Source organism: Staphylococcus pragensis (assembly GCF_004785665.1).
In the GTDB taxonomy this organism is placed as follows: domain Bacteria; phylum Bacillota; class Bacilli; order Staphylococcales; family Staphylococcaceae; genus Staphylococcus; species Staphylococcus pragensis.
This window is the reverse complement of sequence record NZ_SRPJ01000001.1, coordinates 1,045,860-1,065,444: the sequence shown is the minus strand read 5'-3', so window position 1 is coordinate 1,065,444 and position 19,585 is coordinate 1,045,860. Positions and strand designations below refer to the sequence as shown.

General features: G+C 32.2%; 16 protein-coding genes. 12 read left to right on the top strand and 4 right to left on the bottom strand.

The features are described 5' to 3' along the window. Position 1: 1 nt before the first annotated feature. The 4 genes from E2558_RS05220 to ccpA all read left to right on the top strand — a co-directional run bounded on the left by E2558_RS05220 (position 2) and on the right by ccpA (position 4,653). On the top strand, positions 2 to 517 hold the full coding sequence (locus tag E2558_RS05220; RefSeq protein WP_126566080.1) for a DUF948 domain-containing protein: 516 nt from the start codon (positions 2 to 4) through the stop codon (positions 515 to 517). A gap of 75 nt (positions 518 to 592) precedes the next feature. Continuing rightward, positions 593 to 2,005 (top strand): YtxH domain-containing protein, encoded by a 1,413-nt coding sequence (locus tag E2558_RS05215; protein WP_242490300.1) that lies wholly within the window; start codon positions 593 to 595, stop codon positions 2,003 to 2,005. A gap of 231 nt (positions 2,006 to 2,236) precedes the next feature. Then, positions 2,237 to 3,328, top strand: coding sequence for a bifunctional 3-deoxy-7-phosphoheptulonate synthase/chorismate mutase (locus E2558_RS05210; protein ID WP_126567124.1), 1,092 nt, complete (start codon positions 2,237 to 2,239; stop codon positions 3,326 to 3,328). A 335-nt stretch (positions 3,329 to 3,663) separates the two neighbouring features. After that, positions 3,664 to 4,653, top strand: a complete 990-nt coding sequence (gene ccpA, locus E2558_RS05205) for a catabolite control protein A (protein WP_126567123.1) — start codon at positions 3,664 to 3,666, stop codon at positions 4,651 to 4,653. Between the two features lie 53 nt (positions 4,654 to 4,706). Here the strand turns inward: ccpA and E2558_RS05200 are convergent, their stop codons facing one another. Further along, a complete protein-coding gene (locus E2558_RS05200) occupies positions 4,707 to 5,861 on the bottom strand; it encodes an acetoin utilization protein AcuC (protein ID WP_126567122.1) in 1,155 nt (384 codons plus the stop codon). Positions 5,862 to 5,889: 28 nt separating this feature from the next. Continuing rightward, entirely contained in the window at positions 5,890 to 6,522 is a 633-nt protein-coding gene (locus E2558_RS05195) for a GNAT family N-acetyltransferase (protein WP_126567131.1), read from the bottom strand. Between the two features lie 163 nt (positions 6,523 to 6,685). Between E2558_RS05195 and acsA the strand changes: the two genes are divergently transcribed. Next, positions 6,686 to 8,395, top strand: coding sequence for an acetate--CoA ligase (gene acsA, locus E2558_RS05190; RefSeq protein WP_126567121.1), 1,710 nt, complete (start codon positions 6,686 to 6,688; stop codon positions 8,393 to 8,395). 285 nt (positions 8,396 to 8,680) lie between these two features. Then, positions 8,681 to 10,348 (top strand): formate--tetrahydrofolate ligase, encoded by a 1,668-nt coding sequence (locus E2558_RS05185; RefSeq protein WP_126567120.1) that lies wholly within the window; start codon positions 8,681 to 8,683, stop codon positions 10,346 to 10,348. 91 nt (positions 10,349 to 10,439) lie between these two features. On the opposite strand, the gene E2558_RS05180 is transcribed toward E2558_RS05185, so the two are convergent. Continuing rightward, positions 10,440 to 11,369: a transglycosylase domain-containing protein gene (locus E2558_RS05180; RefSeq protein ID WP_126567119.1), complete on the bottom strand. Its 930-nt coding sequence runs from the start codon at positions 11,367 to 11,369 to the stop codon at positions 10,440 to 10,442. Positions 11,370 to 11,789: 420 nt separating this feature from the next. Here E2558_RS05180 and tyrS point away from each other — a divergent pair, with 420 nt between their 5' ends. The 3 genes from tyrS to E2558_RS05165 all read left to right on the top strand — a co-directional run bounded on the left by tyrS (position 11,790) and on the right by E2558_RS05165 (position 15,169). Next, the gene (gene tyrS, locus E2558_RS05175; RefSeq protein WP_126567118.1) at positions 11,790 to 13,052 is read left to right on the top strand and encodes a tyrosine--tRNA ligase; all 1,263 of its coding nucleotides are present in this window, start codon (positions 11,790 to 11,792) and stop codon (positions 13,050 to 13,052) included. 121 nt (positions 13,053 to 13,173) lie between these two features. Further along, positions 13,174 to 13,644 (top strand): MarR family winged helix-turn-helix transcriptional regulator, encoded by a 471-nt coding sequence (locus tag E2558_RS05170; RefSeq protein ID WP_126567117.1) that lies wholly within the window; start codon positions 13,174 to 13,176, stop codon positions 13,642 to 13,644. 115 nt (positions 13,645 to 13,759) lie between these two features. Beyond that, positions 13,760 to 15,169, top strand: coding sequence for an MDR family MFS transporter (locus E2558_RS05165; RefSeq protein WP_126567116.1), 1,410 nt, complete (start codon positions 13,760 to 13,762; stop codon positions 15,167 to 15,169). 70 nt (positions 15,170 to 15,239) lie between these two features. Here E2558_RS05165 and E2558_RS05160 read toward each other — a convergent pair whose 3' ends face one another. Next, entirely contained in the window at positions 15,240 to 16,502 is a 1,263-nt protein-coding gene (locus E2558_RS05160; RefSeq protein WP_126567115.1) for a S1C family serine protease, read from the bottom strand. 165 nt (positions 16,503 to 16,667) lie between these two features. Here E2558_RS05160 and E2558_RS05155 point away from each other — a divergent pair, with 165 nt between their 5' ends. From E2558_RS05155 to E2558_RS05145, 3 genes are all read left to right on the top strand, one after another. Then, the gene (locus E2558_RS05155; protein WP_126567114.1) at positions 16,668 to 17,294 is read left to right on the top strand and encodes a lysophospholipid acyltransferase family protein; all 627 of its coding nucleotides are present in this window, start codon (positions 16,668 to 16,670) and stop codon (positions 17,292 to 17,294) included. Positions 17,295 to 17,410: 116 nt separating this feature from the next. Then, positions 17,411 to 19,036, top strand: a complete 1,626-nt coding sequence (locus E2558_RS05150) for a PDDEXK family nuclease (protein WP_126567113.1) — start codon at positions 17,411 to 17,413, stop codon at positions 19,034 to 19,036. Positions 19,037 to 19,237: 201 nt separating this feature from the next. After that, a complete protein-coding gene (locus E2558_RS05145; RefSeq protein WP_126567112.1) occupies positions 19,238 to 19,426 on the top strand; it encodes a hypothetical protein in 189 nt (62 codons plus the stop codon). The last annotated feature ends 159 nt before the right edge of the window (positions 19,427 to 19,585 follow it).

Genomic DNA, 19,585 nt, shown 5'->3' with positions numbered 1-19,585 from the left:
AATGGATTGGATTTTACCAATTGCTGGAATTATCGCTGCAATTGCATTCTTACTTTTATGTATTGGAATCTTTGTAGTTTTAATCTCAGTTAAAAAGAATTTAGATCATGTGGCTAAAACACTAGATGGTGTTGAAGGTCAAGTTCAAGGTATCACTCGTGAATCAACTGACTTACTTCACAAAGCAAATCGCTTAACTGAAGATATTCAAGGTAAAGTTGAACGTTTAAACTCTGTTGTTGATGGCGTAAAAGGCATTGGCGATTCAGTTCAAACTTTAAATAGTTCAGTTGATCGTGTAACTAACTCAATTACACATAACATTTCTCAAAATGAAGATAAAATTTCTCAAGTAGTTCAATGGTCAAATGTGGCAATGGAAATTGCTGACAAATGGCAAAATAGACACTACCGCAGAGGAAGTGCAAACTACAGAACAAATTCTGTAGCTGATGATGCAAAATATGCAAATCATTCAAATCAAAATTACACTACAAACGTTGAGAAAAACTTTTAATTAATATGATTCAATCAAATGCACTTAAATGAGGTTTGTACTTGTTTAAGTGCATTTCTTATAGGAGGAATTAGCATGAGTAAGAAATATAATCGCGATGCGTTTGAAAAACATAACTCAGGCAATGACTTACATGGTCAAGGTGCTAACCAACAAAGTGATGTAGCACAAACAAATGCGACAAAACATTACGATAGAGATGCATTCGAGACAAACAACACTGGTAATGACTTACATGGTCAAGGCGCTAACCAACAAGATGGTTCAGCACAGACAAATGCGACAAGACATTATAATCGTGATGCGTTTGAATCTTACAATACAGGTAATGATTTACGTAACCAAGGTGCAAATCAACGTGAAAACGCACAATATACAAATGCGACAAGACATTATGATAGAGATGCATTTGAAACAAACAACACTGGTGAAGACTTGCACAATAGAGGAAGCAATCAAAATAGTCAAGTTACTACAAATTCTCGTCATCAGTATACTTACAATACTAAGAATTCAAGAAAAGACTTTGTAGTAAGCTTTATTACAGGCGCTTTAATCGGTTCTGCTATTGGCTTACTTACTAAAACAAAAGCTCAAGATAAAATTGATCAAGCTAAAGCTAAAGAGCAAGAGTTTAAAGATAACTATCATCATATTAGACGTCAAGCTGAAGAAAATATTGAAAATGTAAAACAAAAAATTGATGACTTCAAAAATAGAAAAAATTCAAATATTACTTCAGATGAGTTGAAAGCACAACAAAATGCGATAAAAGCAGAGACATCAAACAACTTAGCAGATCAGTCACCACAAGCACATGAAATTCAGGATGCTAAAGTTGAAGCTATGAATAATGACTATCATCAAAGAAATAATGAAAATAATAGTGCAGAAGAAATTGTTGCACAACAAAACGCAATTAAAGCAGAGACATCAAATAACTTAGCAGACCAATCACCACAAGCCCAAGAAATTCAAGAAGCGAAAGCAGAAGCTAAATCAGATAAATCTCAAGAAAAAGTAACTGCTAAAGAACTTGCTGCTCAACAAAGTGCTGTTAAAGCAGAGGCTGCGGAAAATAATTTAGCTAACCCTTCAGTTACAAACACACACAATACAAATAACTTACCATTAGCTAAAAGAATAGCTAAAGCTGCGAACGCTAAAAAAGATAAATTAACTAAAGATGAAAATGTTGCGAAAAAGACAGAAGAGTTATTAGCTGAAAAACCAATTGCTAAATCTAAAAGCAATAAAATTCCTATGTTAGTAACTAAAAAGTTCAATAGAGATGAAGCACATTTGAAAAATAACCAAAGTCATGCTTCAGCTAAATTTGATAAAGGTGTTATTACGCACGATACAAATGAAAATTCTAACGGTGTAAAAAAACAATCAAACAAAAAGCAAGGTAACAAAACACCTAAACAACAACAAAGAACTGAAAAAGCTAAAAGTAAAATAGATAAACGTACTTTTAATGATTAATTATTAAAGTATATTGCAAAAGAGTAATGCAAATGCAATTTGCATTGCTCTTTTTATTCTGCATTAGTAAAATAAACAACTTAAATGTTAGACAATTCACAAATTTTAGATAATTTATTTATCAATACGGTTGAACAACAGCCATCTAATTGTTAGAATACTATTTAAATACTATTATTTTATCGCTTTAAAGTAATATATAAGTAAGGAATTTTATTGAGGTGAGTAAGAATGTCAACTAAGTTAGAACAATACAGAGAAGAGATTGTTTCGATTAACTATCAGATTTTAGATTTATTATCTAAAAGAGGCGAATTAGCACAAAAAATCGGTGAGGAAAAAATTAAGCAAGGAACAAAAGTATATGACCCTCAACGTGAAAAAGAAATGATTAATCAATTGATGGACCGTAACCAAGGACCTTTCAATGATAATGTTATCAAACAGTTATTTAAAGAAATCTTTAAAGCATCAACAGATTTACAAAAATCTGAAAATGAAAAACATTTATATGTTTCACGTAAGTTAAAACCAGAGGATACTGTAGTTAAATTCGATAATGGCGGTATTATTGGTGATGGTAATAAATCTTTTGTTTTTGGTCCATGTTCAGTAGAATCTCAAGAACAAGTAGATGCAGTTGCAAAAGACTTACAAGCTAAAGGCGAGAAATTTATTAGAGGTGGCGCATTCAAACCTCGTACTTCTCCATATGACTTCCAAGGATTAGGGGTAGAAGGACTTAAAATATTAAAAAATGTCAAAGATAAATTTGGTCTCAATGTAGTAAGTGAAATTGTTAATCCTGCTGATTTTGAAATTGCTGATGAATATTTAGATGTTTTCCAAATTGGTGCACGTAATATGCAAAACTTTGAACTCTTAAAAGAAGCTGGAAAAACGAATAAACCAATCTTATTAAAACGTGGATTATCAGCTACAATTGAAGAATTTACATTTGCTGCTGAATACATTGCTTCACAAGGTAACAAAAATATTATCTTATGTGAACGTGGTATTCGCACATATGAGAAAGCAACACGTAATACACTTGATATCTCTGCAGTACCAATCTTAAAACAAGGTACTCATTTACCAGTTATGGTTGACGTTACACATAGTACTGGACGTAAAGATATCATGTTACCTACAGCAAAAGCTGCTTTAGCAGTAGGGGCAGATGGTGTTATGGCAGAAGTTCATCCTGATCCATCAGTAGCACTTAGTGATAGTGGTCAACAAATGGATTTAAATGAATTCGATAAATTCTATAATGAATTAAAACCACTTGCTGAAATGTATAATTCTAAACAACTTAAATAAAGTTAAGTTAGTAAAATAAAAAACTTTTAATCATTTAAGCTATTCATTTTACTAAGAAAAGTAAGTATTTTATAATACTATTTTCTAGTTAAAAATGAATAGCTTATTTATTATTCCTCCAGAATATAAGATATTAAATAGCGGGATATTAAATACTTTACGAAAAAAATATGTTTTGAATGAATTAATTTGACTTAAATAACTTAATTAATATTAAATTATGACATAAATGTGAATAAATAATTTATTTGACACAAATAATTTTTGTGATAAACTTTGAAAATGTAATGAAAACACGTTATAATAGTAAATAAAACGCTTACAAGGAGGATATTATGACAGTAACGATATATGATGTTGCGAGAGAAGCTCGAGTATCAATGGCGACAGTTTCACGCGTAGTAAATGGTAATCAAAATGTAAAACCTGAGACTCGTAAAAAAGTGAATGAGGTTATTAAACGTTTAAATTATAGACCAAATGCTGTTGCAAGAGGATTGGCTAGTAAACGTACGACAACTGTAGGCGTTATTATCCCAGATATCTCAAATATTTATTACTCTCAATTAGCACGTGGTATTGAAGATATTGCGATTATGTATAAATATCACTCAATTATTTCTAACTCTGATAATGATCCTGAGAAAGAGAAAGAAATTTTCAATAATTTACTAAGTAAACAAGTAGATGGCATTATTTTCTTAGGTGGAACGATTTCAGAAGAAATTAAAGATTTAATTAATCAATCTTCAGTTCCTGTTGTAGTTTCAGGTACTAATGGTAAAGATGATAACATTGCTTCAGTTAATATTGATTTTAAAGAAGCAGCGAAGGAAATTACAGAACATCTCATTGAGTCAGGAGCTAAAGAATTTGCTTTAGTTAGTGGAGATTATTCTAAAAAAGCGCAAGAAGACGTTCTTGACGGCTTAAGAGAAGCACTTGAAAAACATGATTTAAAATTAAATGAGACTTTACAATTATCTGGCTCTGAAAGTTATAAAGATGGTATTCGCGTCTTTGATGAAATTAAGGACAATTTACCTGATGCTATTTTATCAATTAGTGATGAACAAGCAATTGGTATTTTACACAGTGCTTTAGATGCCGGTATAAATGTTCCTGAAGACCTACAAATTGTTAGCTTTAATAATACTCGTTTAGTTGAAATGGTTAGACCTAGATTATCAAGTATTATTCAGCCATTATATGATATTGGTGCGGTAGGCATGCGCTTATTAACTAAGTATATGAATGAAGAAGAAATTGAAGAGCCTAATGTGGTTTTACCTCATCGAATTGAATATCGTGGTACAACGAAATAGTTGTATAAAATTGCGAGTTACAACAATGTAACTCGCAATTTTTTTTATGAATTTTAACTATACCAGTCAATAATTCGTTGAGCGCGTTCTAAGTTTTTTTCAGAAATTGCCTTAGACCTTAACACAGGCTGATAATCTCGATAATCTTCAGTCCATTGTTTCGCTAATTTAACAGGTGAATAGCTACTCCATTTTGTTAACCACTTTTCAGGAAGAGGACCATTGCGAATAGGCTCATTTAAAAGGGCTAAAAATATATGGCTCCAAGCACGTGGCACGACTTGCCAAATGTTATAGCCACCACCTCCGAACATAATTACTTTACTATTCGTATACTCATCAGCTAATTGTTTAATAATATATGGGATTTCATATAATGTTTCTAAAGAACAGCTAAGGTGCGTTAAAGGGTCTAAATAATGAATATCGACGCCATGGACACTCAAAATAATATCTGGTTTAAAAGATTCAATTACGCTCTTAACGGTAGTTCTTAGGATATTTAAATAATTATCATGTTCGGTATAAGGTTCTAATGGTAAATTAACGGTATAGCCAAATCCTAAATCTTCGCCTCTTTCGGTATAATGTCCTGAGCCAGGAAATAGAAATTTACCGGTTTCATGAATGGAATAACACATAATTTCATTACTTGTATAGAAACTCCACTGTGTTCCATCTCCATGATGTGCATCTGTATCGATGATCATTACACGTTGATGATAATATGTAGACAAATATTGCGCTGTTACTGCTACATCATTATAAATACAAAATCCATTAGCACGCCCGGGTAAACTGTGATGCAAACCACCACCTAAATGACAGCCATTTTGTAATGTGCCCTCCATAATAGCATCCGCTAAATTGAGTGCGCCACCCACGATTCTGGCACTATGACGATGCATATGTCTAAATTGAAATGTATCTTCAGAATTTAGACCATATTTTTGAGCTTCAGTTTCACTTAGGATACCGTGCGAGGCATGTTTAATCGCTTGAATATAATCATACTGATGAACTAAAGCCAATTCTTCTTCAGTTGCAATTCTAGGGCTAATGATATGTTCTTCTGTTAAAACGTTTATGTTCTGAAGTAGTTCAGTTGTTAATTTTAACCTCATTTGGTTAAAAGGGTGGTCGTTGTTAAAACGATAGTTTAACAGTTCCTCTGAATAGACAAAGCCTGTTTTATTTGTAGGTAACATTTATGCTACACTCCTTTCACTTATCTTTTTAAAAGAGAAAGCGGTTTTTATACCTTAAATCATCAAACGCTTGTTGTTGGTCAAGAGATATTCTGTTACCTATTCTAGCCATTAAACAATTGGCAGGATGACTTGTAATTTCAGGATCATCTGTAGCAAAAACTTCTAAACCACCTTTAGCCATTAATTTTTGCATCATTTTCTTGTAATCGTAAACATTTAATTTGGCTTGAGCTAAATCCCAATGCCAGTAATATTCAGTGGTTAAAACAATGTAATCTTCAAACTCATCTTGCGAAAGACTTTGAGAAATGAGTTCGCCACCAATGTGATATTGTCTATAATCTTTATGAACTTCAATGGCTCCTAATTCAATGAGATAAGGTAAGTTGCCTTCAGACCATCGCTCAAACTCATCGGGGTAGTGATAGGTTACATAGCCTATAATATGTTGATTTATTCTCGATATATAAATACGACCTTCAGGTAATTGTGTAATTTCTAGTAATGCTTCAAATTGGTCTTGTGAAGGGCGAAAGGCGTTTAAGGCTTCATCAAAAGTTAATTGTTTCAAATCGTCGTGTGCGATTGGACCTTCAATAACTATATTGAATTGATCAAATTTCATTTGTTTAGTGATGTATGTTTTTTTGTGTTTCAATTTATTCACATCCATTTCACCTAATGATTAATCATATTATATAATTTTTAGTTTAATAAACAACTTAAATTGTAATAATTATCTAAAAATTTTGAATAACACAAAAATTGAGGTATAATACTTTTTAAGAAAGCGTTTTCACTATAACAAGGGGGAGTTTATGATGAAAATAGAAGTTTATGAAGCACAGAAAGGTAATTATAACTTAAGAAATTACGAAGACACATATGCGAATTTTAACTGGGAGGAGGTAAAAAAAGCATTTTCATGGTATGAAACTGGGAAAATGAATATGGCTTATGAATGTATTGATCGTCATGTAGACGAAGGTAAGGGGGATAAAATTGCTTTAAATTATAGAGATGAACGCAGAAAAGAACAATATACATTTAAGCAATTGAAAACATTATCAAATCAAGCTGCAAATGTATTAGTTGAGAAAGCAAATGTACAAAAGGGTGATAGAGTATTTATCTTTATGCCTCGTACACCTGAACTTTATTTTGCATTCTTAGGTATTTTAAAAATAGGCGCTATCGTTGGCCCGTTGTTTGAAGCTTTTATGGAAAAAGCAGTAACAGATCGTCTTGAAAATAGTGAAGCCAAAGTAGTCATTACAACAAATAGTTTATTAGGCAGAATTCCTAAAGATAAATTGTCGCATCTTGAAACTATCATTGTTGTAGACGAAGATGTTGAAGAGGGGTATGTTGATTTTAATAAAGAACTTAAGCAAGCAAGTGCAGACTTTGACATCGAATGGTTACAAGAAGATGATGGCTTAATCTTGCATTATACTTCAGGTTCAACTGGACAACCTAAAGGGGTATTACATGTTCAAAAAGCAATGTTATTACATTATATTTCTGGTAAATATGTATTAGATTTACAAGAAAATGATATTTATTGGTGCACAGCTGATCCAGGTTGGGTTACAGGTACGTCTTATGGGGTATTTGCGCCATGGCTAAACGGAGTGACGAATTGTATTGCCGGTGGAAGATTCTCGCCAGAACAGTGGTATAACATGATTGAAGAATTTAAAGTAACAATTTGGTATACTGCTCCAACTGCTTTAAGAATGTTAATGAGTGCAGGAGATGACATCGTTGAAAAATACAATCTATCATCACTACGTTCAATTTTATCAGTGGGTGAACCACTCAACCCTGAAGTAATTAAATGGTCTAAAGAAGTATACGATAAAAGAGTACTTGATACATGGTGGATGACAGAAACTGGAGGTCATATGATTGTCAATTATCCATCAATGAACGTTAAGCTAGGCTCAATGGGTAAACCGTTACCTGGTATTGAGGCAGCTATCATTGATGATTCTGGAAATGAATTGCCACCCAACCGTATGGGTAATTTAGCAATTAAAAAAGGTTGGCCATCAATGATGTATGCAATTTGGAAAAATCCTGAAAAGTATGACTCTTACTTTATTGGTGATTGGTATGTATCAGGAGATTCAGCTTATAAAGATGAGGATGGTTACTATTGGTTCCAAGGCCGTGTAGACGATGTCATTATGACAGCAGGGGAACGTGTCGGTCCATTTGAAGTTGAATCTAAATTAGTAGAACACGAAGCGGTAGCTGAAGCAGGGGTTATTGGTAAACCTGACCCAGTAAGAGGAGAAATTATTAAAGCATTTATTTCGTTAAGACAAGGATATGAGCCATCTGACGAGCTCAAAGAAGAAATTCGTAAATTTGTTAAAGAAGGTCTGTCAGGACATGCTGCACCGCGTGAAATTGAATTTAAAGATAAATTACCTAAAACACGTTCAGGTAAAATTATGAGACGTGTGCTCAAAGCATGGGAATTGAATTTAGATGCTGGTGACTTAAGTACGATGGAAGATTAATTTGTTTTTGAAAATGAGCGTCCACTTTAATAGTGGAGTCTTTTAATCATTTAAAACGACTATATTTTTATTATGTAAACTATATACATATTAAATCTTTATAAAAATTAAAAATTACCTAAACTTTCAGTTAAATTTTACACAAATGCTTGGAAACGCTAACAAAAATTCGACATCGCTTATATAGTTAGTTATTATTAATATGTAAGATTTAAAGAAACCTTCTATCAAGTAAAGGTCTTCTTACATAAAAATATTTTAATTATCATAAGGGGTTGAAATAAGTTGGCACATTTATCAGATTTAGATATTGCTAATCAATCAGAATTAAAACCTATTGGAGAAATTGCTAAAAAAGCAGGTATTCCTGAAGCTGCTTTAGAACAATATGGTCATTACAAAGCGAAGATTGATATCAATCAAATTAAACCTAAAGATAACAAAGGGAAAGTTGTATTAGTAACTGCAATGAGTCCTACTCCAGCAGGGGAAGGTAAATCAACAGTTACAGTAGGTTTATCTGATGCATTTAATGAGTTAAATAAAAACGTTATGGTTGCTTTACGTGAACCAGCGTTAGGTCCAACTTTCGGTATTAAAGGTGGTGCCACTGGTGGTGGTTATGCACAAGTATTACCAATGGAAGACATTAACTTACACTTTAACGGGGACTTCCACGCAATTACAACAGCAAACAATGCTTTATCAGCATTCATCGATAACCACATCCATCAAGGTAACGATTTAGGTATCGACGTTCGTCGTATCGAATGGAAACGTGTTTTAGACATGAATGACCGTGCATTACGTAATGTGATAGTTGGTTTAGGTGGACCTACAAATGGTGTACCTCGTGAAGATGGCTTCAACATTACAGTTGCATCTGAAATCATGGCTATTTTATGTTTAGCTCGTAACATCAACGACTTAAAAGATAAAATTAGCCGTATTACAATTGGTTACACTCGCGAACGTAAACCAATCACTGTTGCAGATCTTAAAGTTGAAGGCGCTTTAGCAATGATCTTAAAAGACGCTATCAAACCAAACTTAGTACAAACTATCGAAGGTACACCTGCATTAGTACACGGTGGACCATTTGCTAACATCGCTCATGGTTGTAACTCAATCTTAGCTACAGAAACTGCACGTGACTTAGCTGATATCGTAGTTACAGAAGCAGGTTTCGGTTCAGACTTAGGTGCTGAAAAATTCATCGACATCAAAGCTCGTGAAGCAGGTTTCGAACCATCAGCAGTAGTATTAGTAGCAACAGTTCGTGCGCTTAAAATGCATGGCGGCGTAGCTAAAGACGACTTAAAAGAAGAAAATGTTGAAGCACTTAAAGCTGGTATTGTTAACTTAGAACGTCACGTTAACAACATCCGTAAATTCGGTGTAGAACCAGTTATCGCATTAAACGCATTTATCCACGATACTGAAGCTGAAACTGAAGCAGTAAAAGCTTGGGCTAAAGAAAACAACGTACGTATCGCTTTAACTGAAGTTTGGGAAAAAGGCGGTAAAGGTGGCGTAGACCTTGCTAACCAAGTACTTGAAGTAATCGAACAACCTAACGAATTCAAATTCTTATATGATTTAGATCAATCATTAGAAGAAAAAATTGAAACAATCGTTAAAGATATCTACGGTGGTTCTTCAGTTACATTTAGTAAAAAAGCTAAAAAACAATTAAAAGAATTCACTGACAATGGTTGGGGTAAATATCCAATCTGTATGGCTAAAACACAATACTCATTCAGTGATGACGCAACTGCATTAGGTGCGCCAACTGATTTTGATATTACAATCAGAGAATTAGAAGCTAAAACAGGTGCTGGCTTCATCGTTGCATTAACAGGTGCAATCATGACAATGCCTGGTTTACCTAAGAAACCAGCTGCATTAAACATGGACGTTACAGAAGACGGACATGCAGTAGGTTTATTCTAATTAGAACTTAATGATTAACAAAGAGTGGTAGAGATTATCTCTACTGCTCTTTTTCTTTTTTGAAAAGACAGAACCCAGTACGCGAACTAATTTACGCAGACGTTTGCTTCGTACTATGTAACTTAGGGTTAGTAAGTAAATGATGATAAATATTATACTTCTTAGCGTGCACATACTCTTCTTTGCTAATCACACCTTCAACCAACATTCTCTTTAATACATAATGTTGTCTATGAATACTAAATTCAACTTCACTTGGCGATTTTAAACTGCCATCTGTATCATAAGGCGTATACATATAGGGACTTTGTAATAGGCCTACTAAATAAGCAGATTGCGCAATGTTTAGTTCAAAAGGTGGCACGCCAAATAAACTATATGACGCTGAAGCAATGCCAGTAATGTTAGCCCCTTCATAATCACGACCAAAAGGCACAATATTTAAATATGTATAAATAATCTCATTTTTAGATAAAATTTTTTCCAAACGCATCGCTAATATGATTTCATTCGCTTTACGACTATAAGTTTTTTTATTAGTAAGCACTTGGTTTTTCACCAATTGTTGAGTAATCGTACTTCCACCTGTACTTTGCTTTAAATTAAATACATCTTGTACCATAGCTCGTACTAATGCTTTAGGTAAAACACCCCTATGATTATAGAATAAAGTATCTTCAGATGAAGTTAATGCTTTGATAACATTTGGACTAACATGTGCAGGACCTACAATTAACGAGTTTTGAGAGCGATCATATTCTTGTAAAATATTTTTATTATCATGATTTAAAAGATCGTCACCAGCAAAGTGGAGTACTCTTTTTCTAAGTTCAGTATTACTTATTTGTGAGGCTTCATGTGTTAAGTGATGAAAATACAATACAGTACCAATAAAACCGATAACAGTGAATAATAAAGCAACACTAAAAAGTCCTACACAAATATGTTTTAACTTTTTGTAGGTTTTTTCAAAAGTATTTAATTTTTCACTTCTATATGCTTGAGTTAAACGTACTTTCATCTCGAACCTCCTAAAATTTAAATATAGTATACCACATTCATGAAGTTGACTTTTAAACATCTCTTACCTATAATTAAAAGCAATTCAATATATATTGGATAAAAGGAGAAGTAGTATTTTAGTAAGATTCCCAGAGAGTTAGTGGGTGCTGTGAACTAACACTTACTTTTGTATGAATACACCTTATTAAGAATTATCCTACGTTTTATTAATGAACGTATCATTAAGAGAGTGAACAGCTATGCTTGAATATCATTTATAAAGCTATTTGTGAGTGGTATTATAGTATTGGTTTGTTTTAAGTATGGTGGTAACGTGCAACCAAGCGCCCTTACATTTTTTAATGTAGGGGCGCTTTTATTTATGAAAATGCTAAATCTTTATTCAATATTATAATTACATTTAGAGGAGGACGTCATCGTGACAAACGCATTAATTGAAGAATTACAGTGGAGAGGGTTAATTTACCAACAAACTGACGAACTAGGTATTGAAGAGCTTTTAAATAAAGAGCAAGTAACTTTATATTGTGGCGCAGACCCAACAGCAGATAGCTTGCACATCGGTCATTTATTACCATTCATGACTTTACGTCGTTTCCAAGAACACGGACACCGTCCAATTGTACTGATTGGTGGAGGTACAGGTATGATTGGCGACCCTTCTGGTAAATCAGAAGAACGTGTGTTACAAACAGAAGATCAAGTTGAAGTAAATGTTCAAGCTTTAAGTAAACAAATGCATAAATTATTTGAATTTGGCACTGAAAAAGGCGCAGTTTTAGTTAACAATAAAGATTGGTTAAGCCAAATCTCATTAATTAGCTTCTTACGTGATTATGGTAAACATGTAGGGGTTAACTATATGTTAGGTAAAGATTCAATTCAATCACGTTTAGAAAATGGTATTTCATACACTGAATTCACATACACTATTTTACAAGCGATTGACTTTGGTCATTTAAATCGTGAATTAAATTGTAAAATTCAAGTAGGTGGATCAGACCAATGGGGTAACATTACAAGTGGTATTGAATTAATGCGTCGTATGTATGGTCAAACGGAAGCATACGGTTTAACAATTCCATTAGTAACAAAATCTGACGGTAAAAAATTCGGTAAATCAGAATCTGGTGCGGTATGGTTAGATGCAGATAAAACAAGTCCTTACGAATTCTATCAATTCTGGATTAACCAATCAGATGAAGATGTAATCAAATTCTTAAAATATTTCACATTCTTAGATAAAGAAGAAATTGAACGTTTAGAACAATCAAGAGATGAAGCACCTCATTTACGTGAAGCTCAAAAAGCTTTAGCTGAAAATGTAACTAAATTTATCCACGGTCAAGAAGCTTTAGATGACGCGATTCGTATTTCTCAAGCATTATTTAGTGGTGATTTAAAATCATTATCTGGTAAAGAATTAAAAGAAGGTTTCAAAGATGTACCACAAGTTGAATTATCAGCTGATACTACAAACATTATTGAAGCATTAATTGAAACTGGTATTGCTTCGTCTAAACGTCAAGCACGTGAGGACGTTAATAATGGTGCAATTTATATTAATGGCGAAAGACAGCAATCTGTGGATTACGAATTAAGTAGTGAAGATAAAATTGATGATGAATTTACAATTATTCGTCGTGGTAAGAAAAAATACTTCATGGTAAATTATAAATAAATAATTAAAGTAAAGTCACATAGGAGATAAACACTTCTATGTGACTTTTTTATACTGAAATATAGGATACATGTAAGCTATAATGTGTATAATATTAATTTTCTAAAAAGAGTGATATAACATGCAAAAAAATAAAGAAGAAATCTTAATGAATAGCTTTAGAGATTTATTCAATAAAATAGGTTGGTTAAATAAAGATAAAATGGAAGCTGCATTAAAAGGCTATAAACCGAGTGAAGTTCATTGTATTGAAGCGATTAAAGAATATTCACAACCTAATGTGCGTTATCTAGCTGATACGTTATATATGACGCGAGGTGCCATTAGTAAACTTACAAAACGTTTACAACAAAAAGGTTTAATTGAAAACTATAGAAACCCAAACAATAAAAAAGAGATTTATTTTAAATTAACGCCTGAAGGTGAACACGTTTATCAAATTCACTCAGAATTACATCAAGAATTTCAAGAGAGAGATGAAAAAGTGTTTGAAACGATGACTAATGAAGAATTTAAAAATATGATGGCTTTTATTCATCGATATAATCAGCATTTGGATGAAGAAATTATTAAACAAGATCGGAGACCATAAATTAGAAATTGTTAAAGCATGGTTAAGAAAAAATTTTATTCTCATATTGTTGACACGGAAACAAAAAGAGCGTATATTTTTGTTGACAAAGAAACAATATTAAAGGAGAGAATTCATGTCTAATCAAGGGACGAATCAAGTTTCCAAAGAGACAATGACTGCCGCATGGGCAATCGCTTTAGGCGCTATTGCGCCAATGCTTGATTCAACAATGATCAATATCGCAATTAAACAACTTAACCAAACTTTCAAGACTACCCTAGATACTGTACAGTGGGGGATTACGGGCTATACTTTAGCGTTAGCCATGATTATTCCTGTGGCAGGTTGGTTAATTAACCAATTTAATGGTAAGCATGTATTTATAGGGGCTTCATTACTATTTGGATTAACCTCTGTCTTAGCTGGTATAAGTTGGAATGTTGAAAGTTTCATTATATTCCGTATTATTCAAGGCTTGAGTGCTGGGGTCATCACCACATTGATGTTTACGTTGCTAATTAAAACGACAGGCCAAGAACATATTGGTAAAATCATGGCTGTAGTGAGTACGCCGATGATATTTGGCCCAATTTTAGGACCAGTGCTTGGGGGATTCATCGTCCACTTTGCTTCCTGGCGTTGGATGTTCTTTATTAATATCGTCGTCGTTATTGTCGCCGTAACATTACAGATGAAATATTTACCAAACTTTAAGCCATTTAATAAAGCTAAATCCATGGATTTCATAGGTGTTTTTCTTTTAGCTTTAATCAGTTTAGTATTTATTTATGGTTTAACTAAAGCAGCAGATTATCACAGTTTCAGTAATTCTGTGACATTAATTTATGTCATTATAGGTGTAGTTTTATTAATAGGCTATTATTTCTATAATCGATATAAACATAATGACACTATTTTACCTTTATCTATTTTCAAAAGAAGAAATTATAGTGCTTCATTTATAGGATTATTTCTATCAAATATAGGAATTATGGGGCCGATGGTCATTATTCCGCTATATTTCCAAACATTCAAACACTATACGGCAATTGAAGCGGCTTTAGCTTTAATCCCGCAAGGTTTAGGTATGTTAATTACGCGTCCATATATAGGCAAAGCCATTGATAAATATGGGTCGAAATGGATCGTAATTATTAGTGTGATAATCGCTATGTTTGGCTCAGTACCGTTATTGTTTATCACACAACATACCAGCATTGTATGGCTTTCAATTATTTTATTTATCAGAGGTTGTAGCGTAGGTGGCATCAATCTTGGTATGACCACTGATGCTTACATGGGTCTTAACGAAGATGAAATCGCTGAAGCAGGTGTTGGTATTAATATGATTGAAAATGTGGGTGCAAGCTTCGGTACTGCCTTCATTGCTACGACACTTGCAATGGTATTAAATCGTTTAGGTAATTCAATAACTGATAGTCTTACTGCTTATCATGCAGGTTTCTTAGTATCAGTAGTTACTTTACTTATCATTATTATTCCTGCGTTATTCTTAACACATAAGAATCAACCGGTTGCATAAAATAAAACACACATTTTGCTTAATACAATGGATGTATTATTAGCAAAATGTGTGTTTTTATATTTGATAATTATCTTATAAATTGACTATTATTTTCAGATTCTGAAGATGATGATTCAGATGCTGTTGATTTTTGACTTTTTAACGTAACAGTCACTTCTTTTGATTTACCATCGCGAATAACTGTTAATTTAGCAGTTTCACCAGGTTTTTTATTTTGATATAAGTAAGTTCTTAAATCTGTATCTTCTTTAACTTCTTTATCATCAATTTTCGTGATAATATCTCCAACTTTCAAGTCACTACCATGGCTTACTTTAGCAACATAGATACCGTCATCACGATCAGTTTTTAATTCTTTTTTATAAGAATCAGGAATATCACTTAAGTTTAATAATCCAATACCAATAGAAGGGCGTTCAATTTTACCATTTTTCACGAGTTGTTCAATGGTAACTTTAACTTCATTACTAGGAATAGCAAAGCCGATGCCTTCGACTTGTTCAGCAGCAATTTTCATTGAGTTAATACCAACTAAATTACCATTAACATCTACTAGCGCACCACCTGAGTTACCTGGGTTAATCGCCGCATCCGTTTGTAATACATTAACTTTAGTACCACCAGATGTTGTATTAGATTCGATTGTACGTTCATTAGCAGAAATGATTCCTGAAGTTACTGAGTTAGCAAATTCTAGGCCAAGCGGGTTACCCATAGCAAATACGCTATCACCAGTTTGAACTTTAGAAGAATTAGCGAATTTCATTGATTTAATACCGTCAACTTTATCAATTTTTAATACTGCAATATCAGAAACAGCATCTTTACCAATCAATTTCGCTTCTACTTGCTTACCGCTGTGTAGTTGAACTTTAATTTCTGAGGCCCCACTAATAACATGATTATTTGTTACGATGTAAGCTGAATTATTATTGATTTGATAAATAACACCAGAACCAACACCCGCTTCTTGTGCTTTCGTAGATTTACCTTGTAATAAATCATTTAAGCTTGTCGCCTTTTGCATATTAATGACACCAACAATAGATGGAGACACGTCCTTAATCATAGCGTTGACTGATTTATATTTATCACTTTTACCATCAAGAACATTGCCACCTTTACTATTACTTACTTCTTGAACTTGACCACCATTGTCATTGAAGCCACTATTACCCATAAGCTTACTTACACCTAACACAAGTAATGCTCCTATAATACCTGCAATTAAAGCAACCAAGATAGTTTTAAACCATGGAAATTTCGGTTTTCTAGGTTGTGAATAATAATTTGGATTTTCCGAATAATTATCTTGATTATAATTTGACATATTAAACCTCCATTTTAAATTAGTCGATATGTCAATTATGCTTATTTTTTTGAAAATTTGCCAGTAAACTACTATCAGACTTTAGATGTATCTTTGTGAAATGTTGTTCAAAAATAAGTATAATGATAAAATCGTAAAGTGTATAAAAAAGAAGCAGGTGACAAAATGTATAAAATTATTAGTAGAATTTTAGATGTTTTCTTAGTGAAAATGGCTAAATCTTTATTTGTTTTAGGAAAAGAAAATATTCCAAAAGATAATAAATATGTCGTAACATGTACTCATGAAAGTTATAATGAAGTGATTATGTTAGGGATAGCACTTGTACCTAATGAAATTCATTATATGGCTAAGAAAGAATTATTCAGTAATAAATGGGGCGGTAAGTTTTTAACTTCATTAAATGCGTTTCCAGTAGACCGTGAAAATCCTGGTCCAAGTACGTTAAAACGCCCAGTTAATTTATTAAAAGAAAACAAAACAGTAGGAATCTTCCCAACAGGTCACCGTACTTCAGTAGAAGGTGCACCTTTAAAACGCGGTGCCTCAACAATCGCAATGTTAGGTAAAGCGCCAATTTTACCAGCTGCATACGTGGGTCCTACAAAATTACATGGCTTAATTACAGGACAAGCATTAATTAAATTTGGGAAACCTATTTATCAATCAGATATTCCAAAAGACTTAAAACGAAATGAAAAAATCGACTTTTTAACTAAAGAAATTGAAAAACGTACTTCAGAGCTTCAAAAAGAATTACATCAAATTCAAGACAAATTAAAAGAAAAATAAGTTGATTACAGATAAAGATTGAGACGATTCATGTTCTCAATCTTTATTTTTGTGTCATAATATAATGATTAATAAGTGCATATTACATATAAATAAGAATGATGGGTGAATAGATATTGGATTATAGAAAAAGTATGGAAGCCAATGATCAATATATTAAAGATACATACGAAGATACAGCAATTTTTTATAAAACGGAATGTGATTTTTACTATAACTACAATGATTTTGGACAAAGTATTTATAGTTCATTTTATCTTGGACTGAATGAATTATTTATAGTTAATCTTACAAATCACTTAACATTACACATACCCTTTTCAAGAATTAAAGAGGTGAGCTTCGATGGTGAGGAAAGAGATAGGTGCTTAAGACTGCATTTTACAAATAATGATGAAGTAGTTACACATTTCTTAATCTTCAAAACGTTAAATGAAGCGAAAGAAATTCAAGATATTTTAGAAAATGGTAGCCAATATGCAGGAACAATAGAAACATCAATTAATAGTGAAGGAAATCATCGTCTTGAATTACATCCATTTAATAGCCGCTCTATGGAGAAGGAAATTAACGGTAAGAAGGTGATGCACCTGGATGGATTGGCGCTAAATCATCCTAATGCTTATAAACATACTCAAGAAGAAATTGCGCCATTATATGAAAATAGAGCTATTTTAAAAATCATTCTAAAACCAAGCAAATCTAAAAATTTCCAAAAAGTGATTGCACTTTTGCAACAGTTAACATCTTTTAGAGATAATGATGGACAATTTAGCATAGAAGTATGTGATGATATGGAGTATCTCGAACATAAATTAATTATCGAAGAAATTATTAATTTAATAAAAAATTGGAAAGACAAAGAAGTATATATAGAAGGTAAATTAGTTACAAAAATATTAACTGAATTCAAAACGTTTCAACATAATATGAATAATAAAATAAAATGGTTTCTTAATTATAGCCATAACCAAAAAATAGATTTTTCTATTAATGAAAATGTAGACGCATATATTACTTATTATCCTATGAATTACAACACTATCTTTTTCGCATTTAGAGAGAACTTTAAAACAGTACCTTTTATGTGTAGTTGCACCCAAACTGCTATTGCTAAATTAATCGATAAGAAAGAAGACATAAGAAAATATATACATCCAGTAGTAAATGCACATTTAGAGAATCAAGAAATCACAATGAGTGATATTAATTTTAAAGATAATATTTGTTTCAGATGTAATCAAACTACGCCTAGGTACACATTCGATAAGTTTGGTAGTCGTTTTAGAGAAAAGTATGGTTGGTATTTTAAACAAATTGAAATAGAAGAAGACTTGAAAAATAATTACTATTTTAAACAATCTGAGAATATATTACGCCAAGAATATGGTGTCGCAAAAATAGGAGAAAAGTGGACTTCTGAGACCACAATGTTCAAAATTATTGAAGATATTTTCCATAAGTATCAGTGTAAACGTCATTTCCGTCCCGATTGGCTACAAGGATTAGAAATTGATATTTATATACCACAATTAAAATTGGGATTTGAATATAATGGAATTCAACACTACGAAGCGGTTGAACATTGGGGCGGCGAAGCACAACTTTTAAAACAACAACGCTACGATCAAATTAAACAAGATTTGTGCGAAGAAAATGATGTTAAATTAATTACTATTAAATATGATGAACCACTTTCTAAAGAGTATATTTTAACAAAATTACCGAGCGCATATTTATAATAATGAGATAGTTAAAAGGTATTATTGAGAGCTTAATCTTATTAGAAAAGTTTAGTTGCGTGACATTCAAGGATAAGAGTCGGACATCTACGAAATATATTACTTATCACAAAATTTATAAGTTGCTATAATACTATAATTAAATTTTTTAAAAGCAGTTAAAGTCTAAGTAAATTAAACATCAGATGATAGGTGGTAAAAATGAATCCTTTTATTGTTATGATTTTTGCAGTGTTAGTAACGAACATTGTATTACTTACTATTAAACAATTGAGAACTAAGAACATTATAAAGGGAATTGGATTAGAATTAACTGTAAGTATATTTTTAAGTGCCATCCTAATGTTGGTATTTTATTTAATATATATGTTGATTATGAGATGGAAATAACTTTTAAATATTTATTTCTTGATACATTTCTAATATATTTCACACTTAACTTAAATATTGCGAACATAATTTAGGTTCAAGAGTTTTTTAATCTCAACTCAAAAGATGCTCCTAAATAAGCCTTTTATCTAACTTTATATTATTCATCATAATCAATTT

Coding starts and splice junctions, on each gene's coding strand:
- E2558_RS05210 (WP_126567124.1), top strand. CDS start 2,237: ATGTCAACTAAGTTAGAACAATACAGAGAAGAGATTGTTTCGATTAAC.
- E2558_RS05215 (WP_242490300.1), top strand. CDS start 593: ATGAGTAAGAAATATAATCGCGATGCGTTTGAAAAACATAACTCAGGC.
- E2558_RS05170 (WP_126567117.1), top strand. CDS start 13,174: ATGCAAAAAAATAAAGAAGAAATCTTAATGAATAGCTTTAGAGATTTA.
- ccpA (WP_126567123.1), top strand. CDS start 3,664: ATGACAGTAACGATATATGATGTTGCGAGAGAAGCTCGAGTATCAATG.
- E2558_RS05220 (WP_126566080.1), top strand. CDS start 2: ATGGATTGGATTTTACCAATTGCTGGAATTATCGCTGCAATTGCATTC.
- E2558_RS05155 (WP_126567114.1), top strand. CDS start 16,668: ATGTATAAAATTATTAGTAGAATTTTAGATGTTTTCTTAGTGAAAATG.
- acsA (WP_126567121.1), top strand. CDS start 6,686: ATGAAAATAGAAGTTTATGAAGCACAGAAAGGTAATTATAACTTAAGA.
- E2558_RS05145 (WP_126567112.1), top strand. CDS start 19,238: ATGAATCCTTTTATTGTTATGATTTTTGCAGTGTTAGTAACGAACATT.
- E2558_RS05180 (WP_126567119.1), bottom strand. CDS start 11,369: ATGAAAGTACGTTTAACTCAAGCATATAGAAGTGAAAAATTAAATACT.
- E2558_RS05200 (WP_126567122.1), bottom strand. CDS start 5,861: ATGTTACCTACAAATAAAACAGGCTTTGTCTATTCAGAGGAACTGTTA.
- E2558_RS05160 (WP_126567115.1), bottom strand. CDS start 16,502: ATGTCAAATTATAATCAAGATAATTATTCGGAAAATCCAAATTATTAT.
- E2558_RS05165 (WP_126567116.1), top strand. CDS start 13,760: ATGTCTAATCAAGGGACGAATCAAGTTTCCAAAGAGACAATGACTGCC.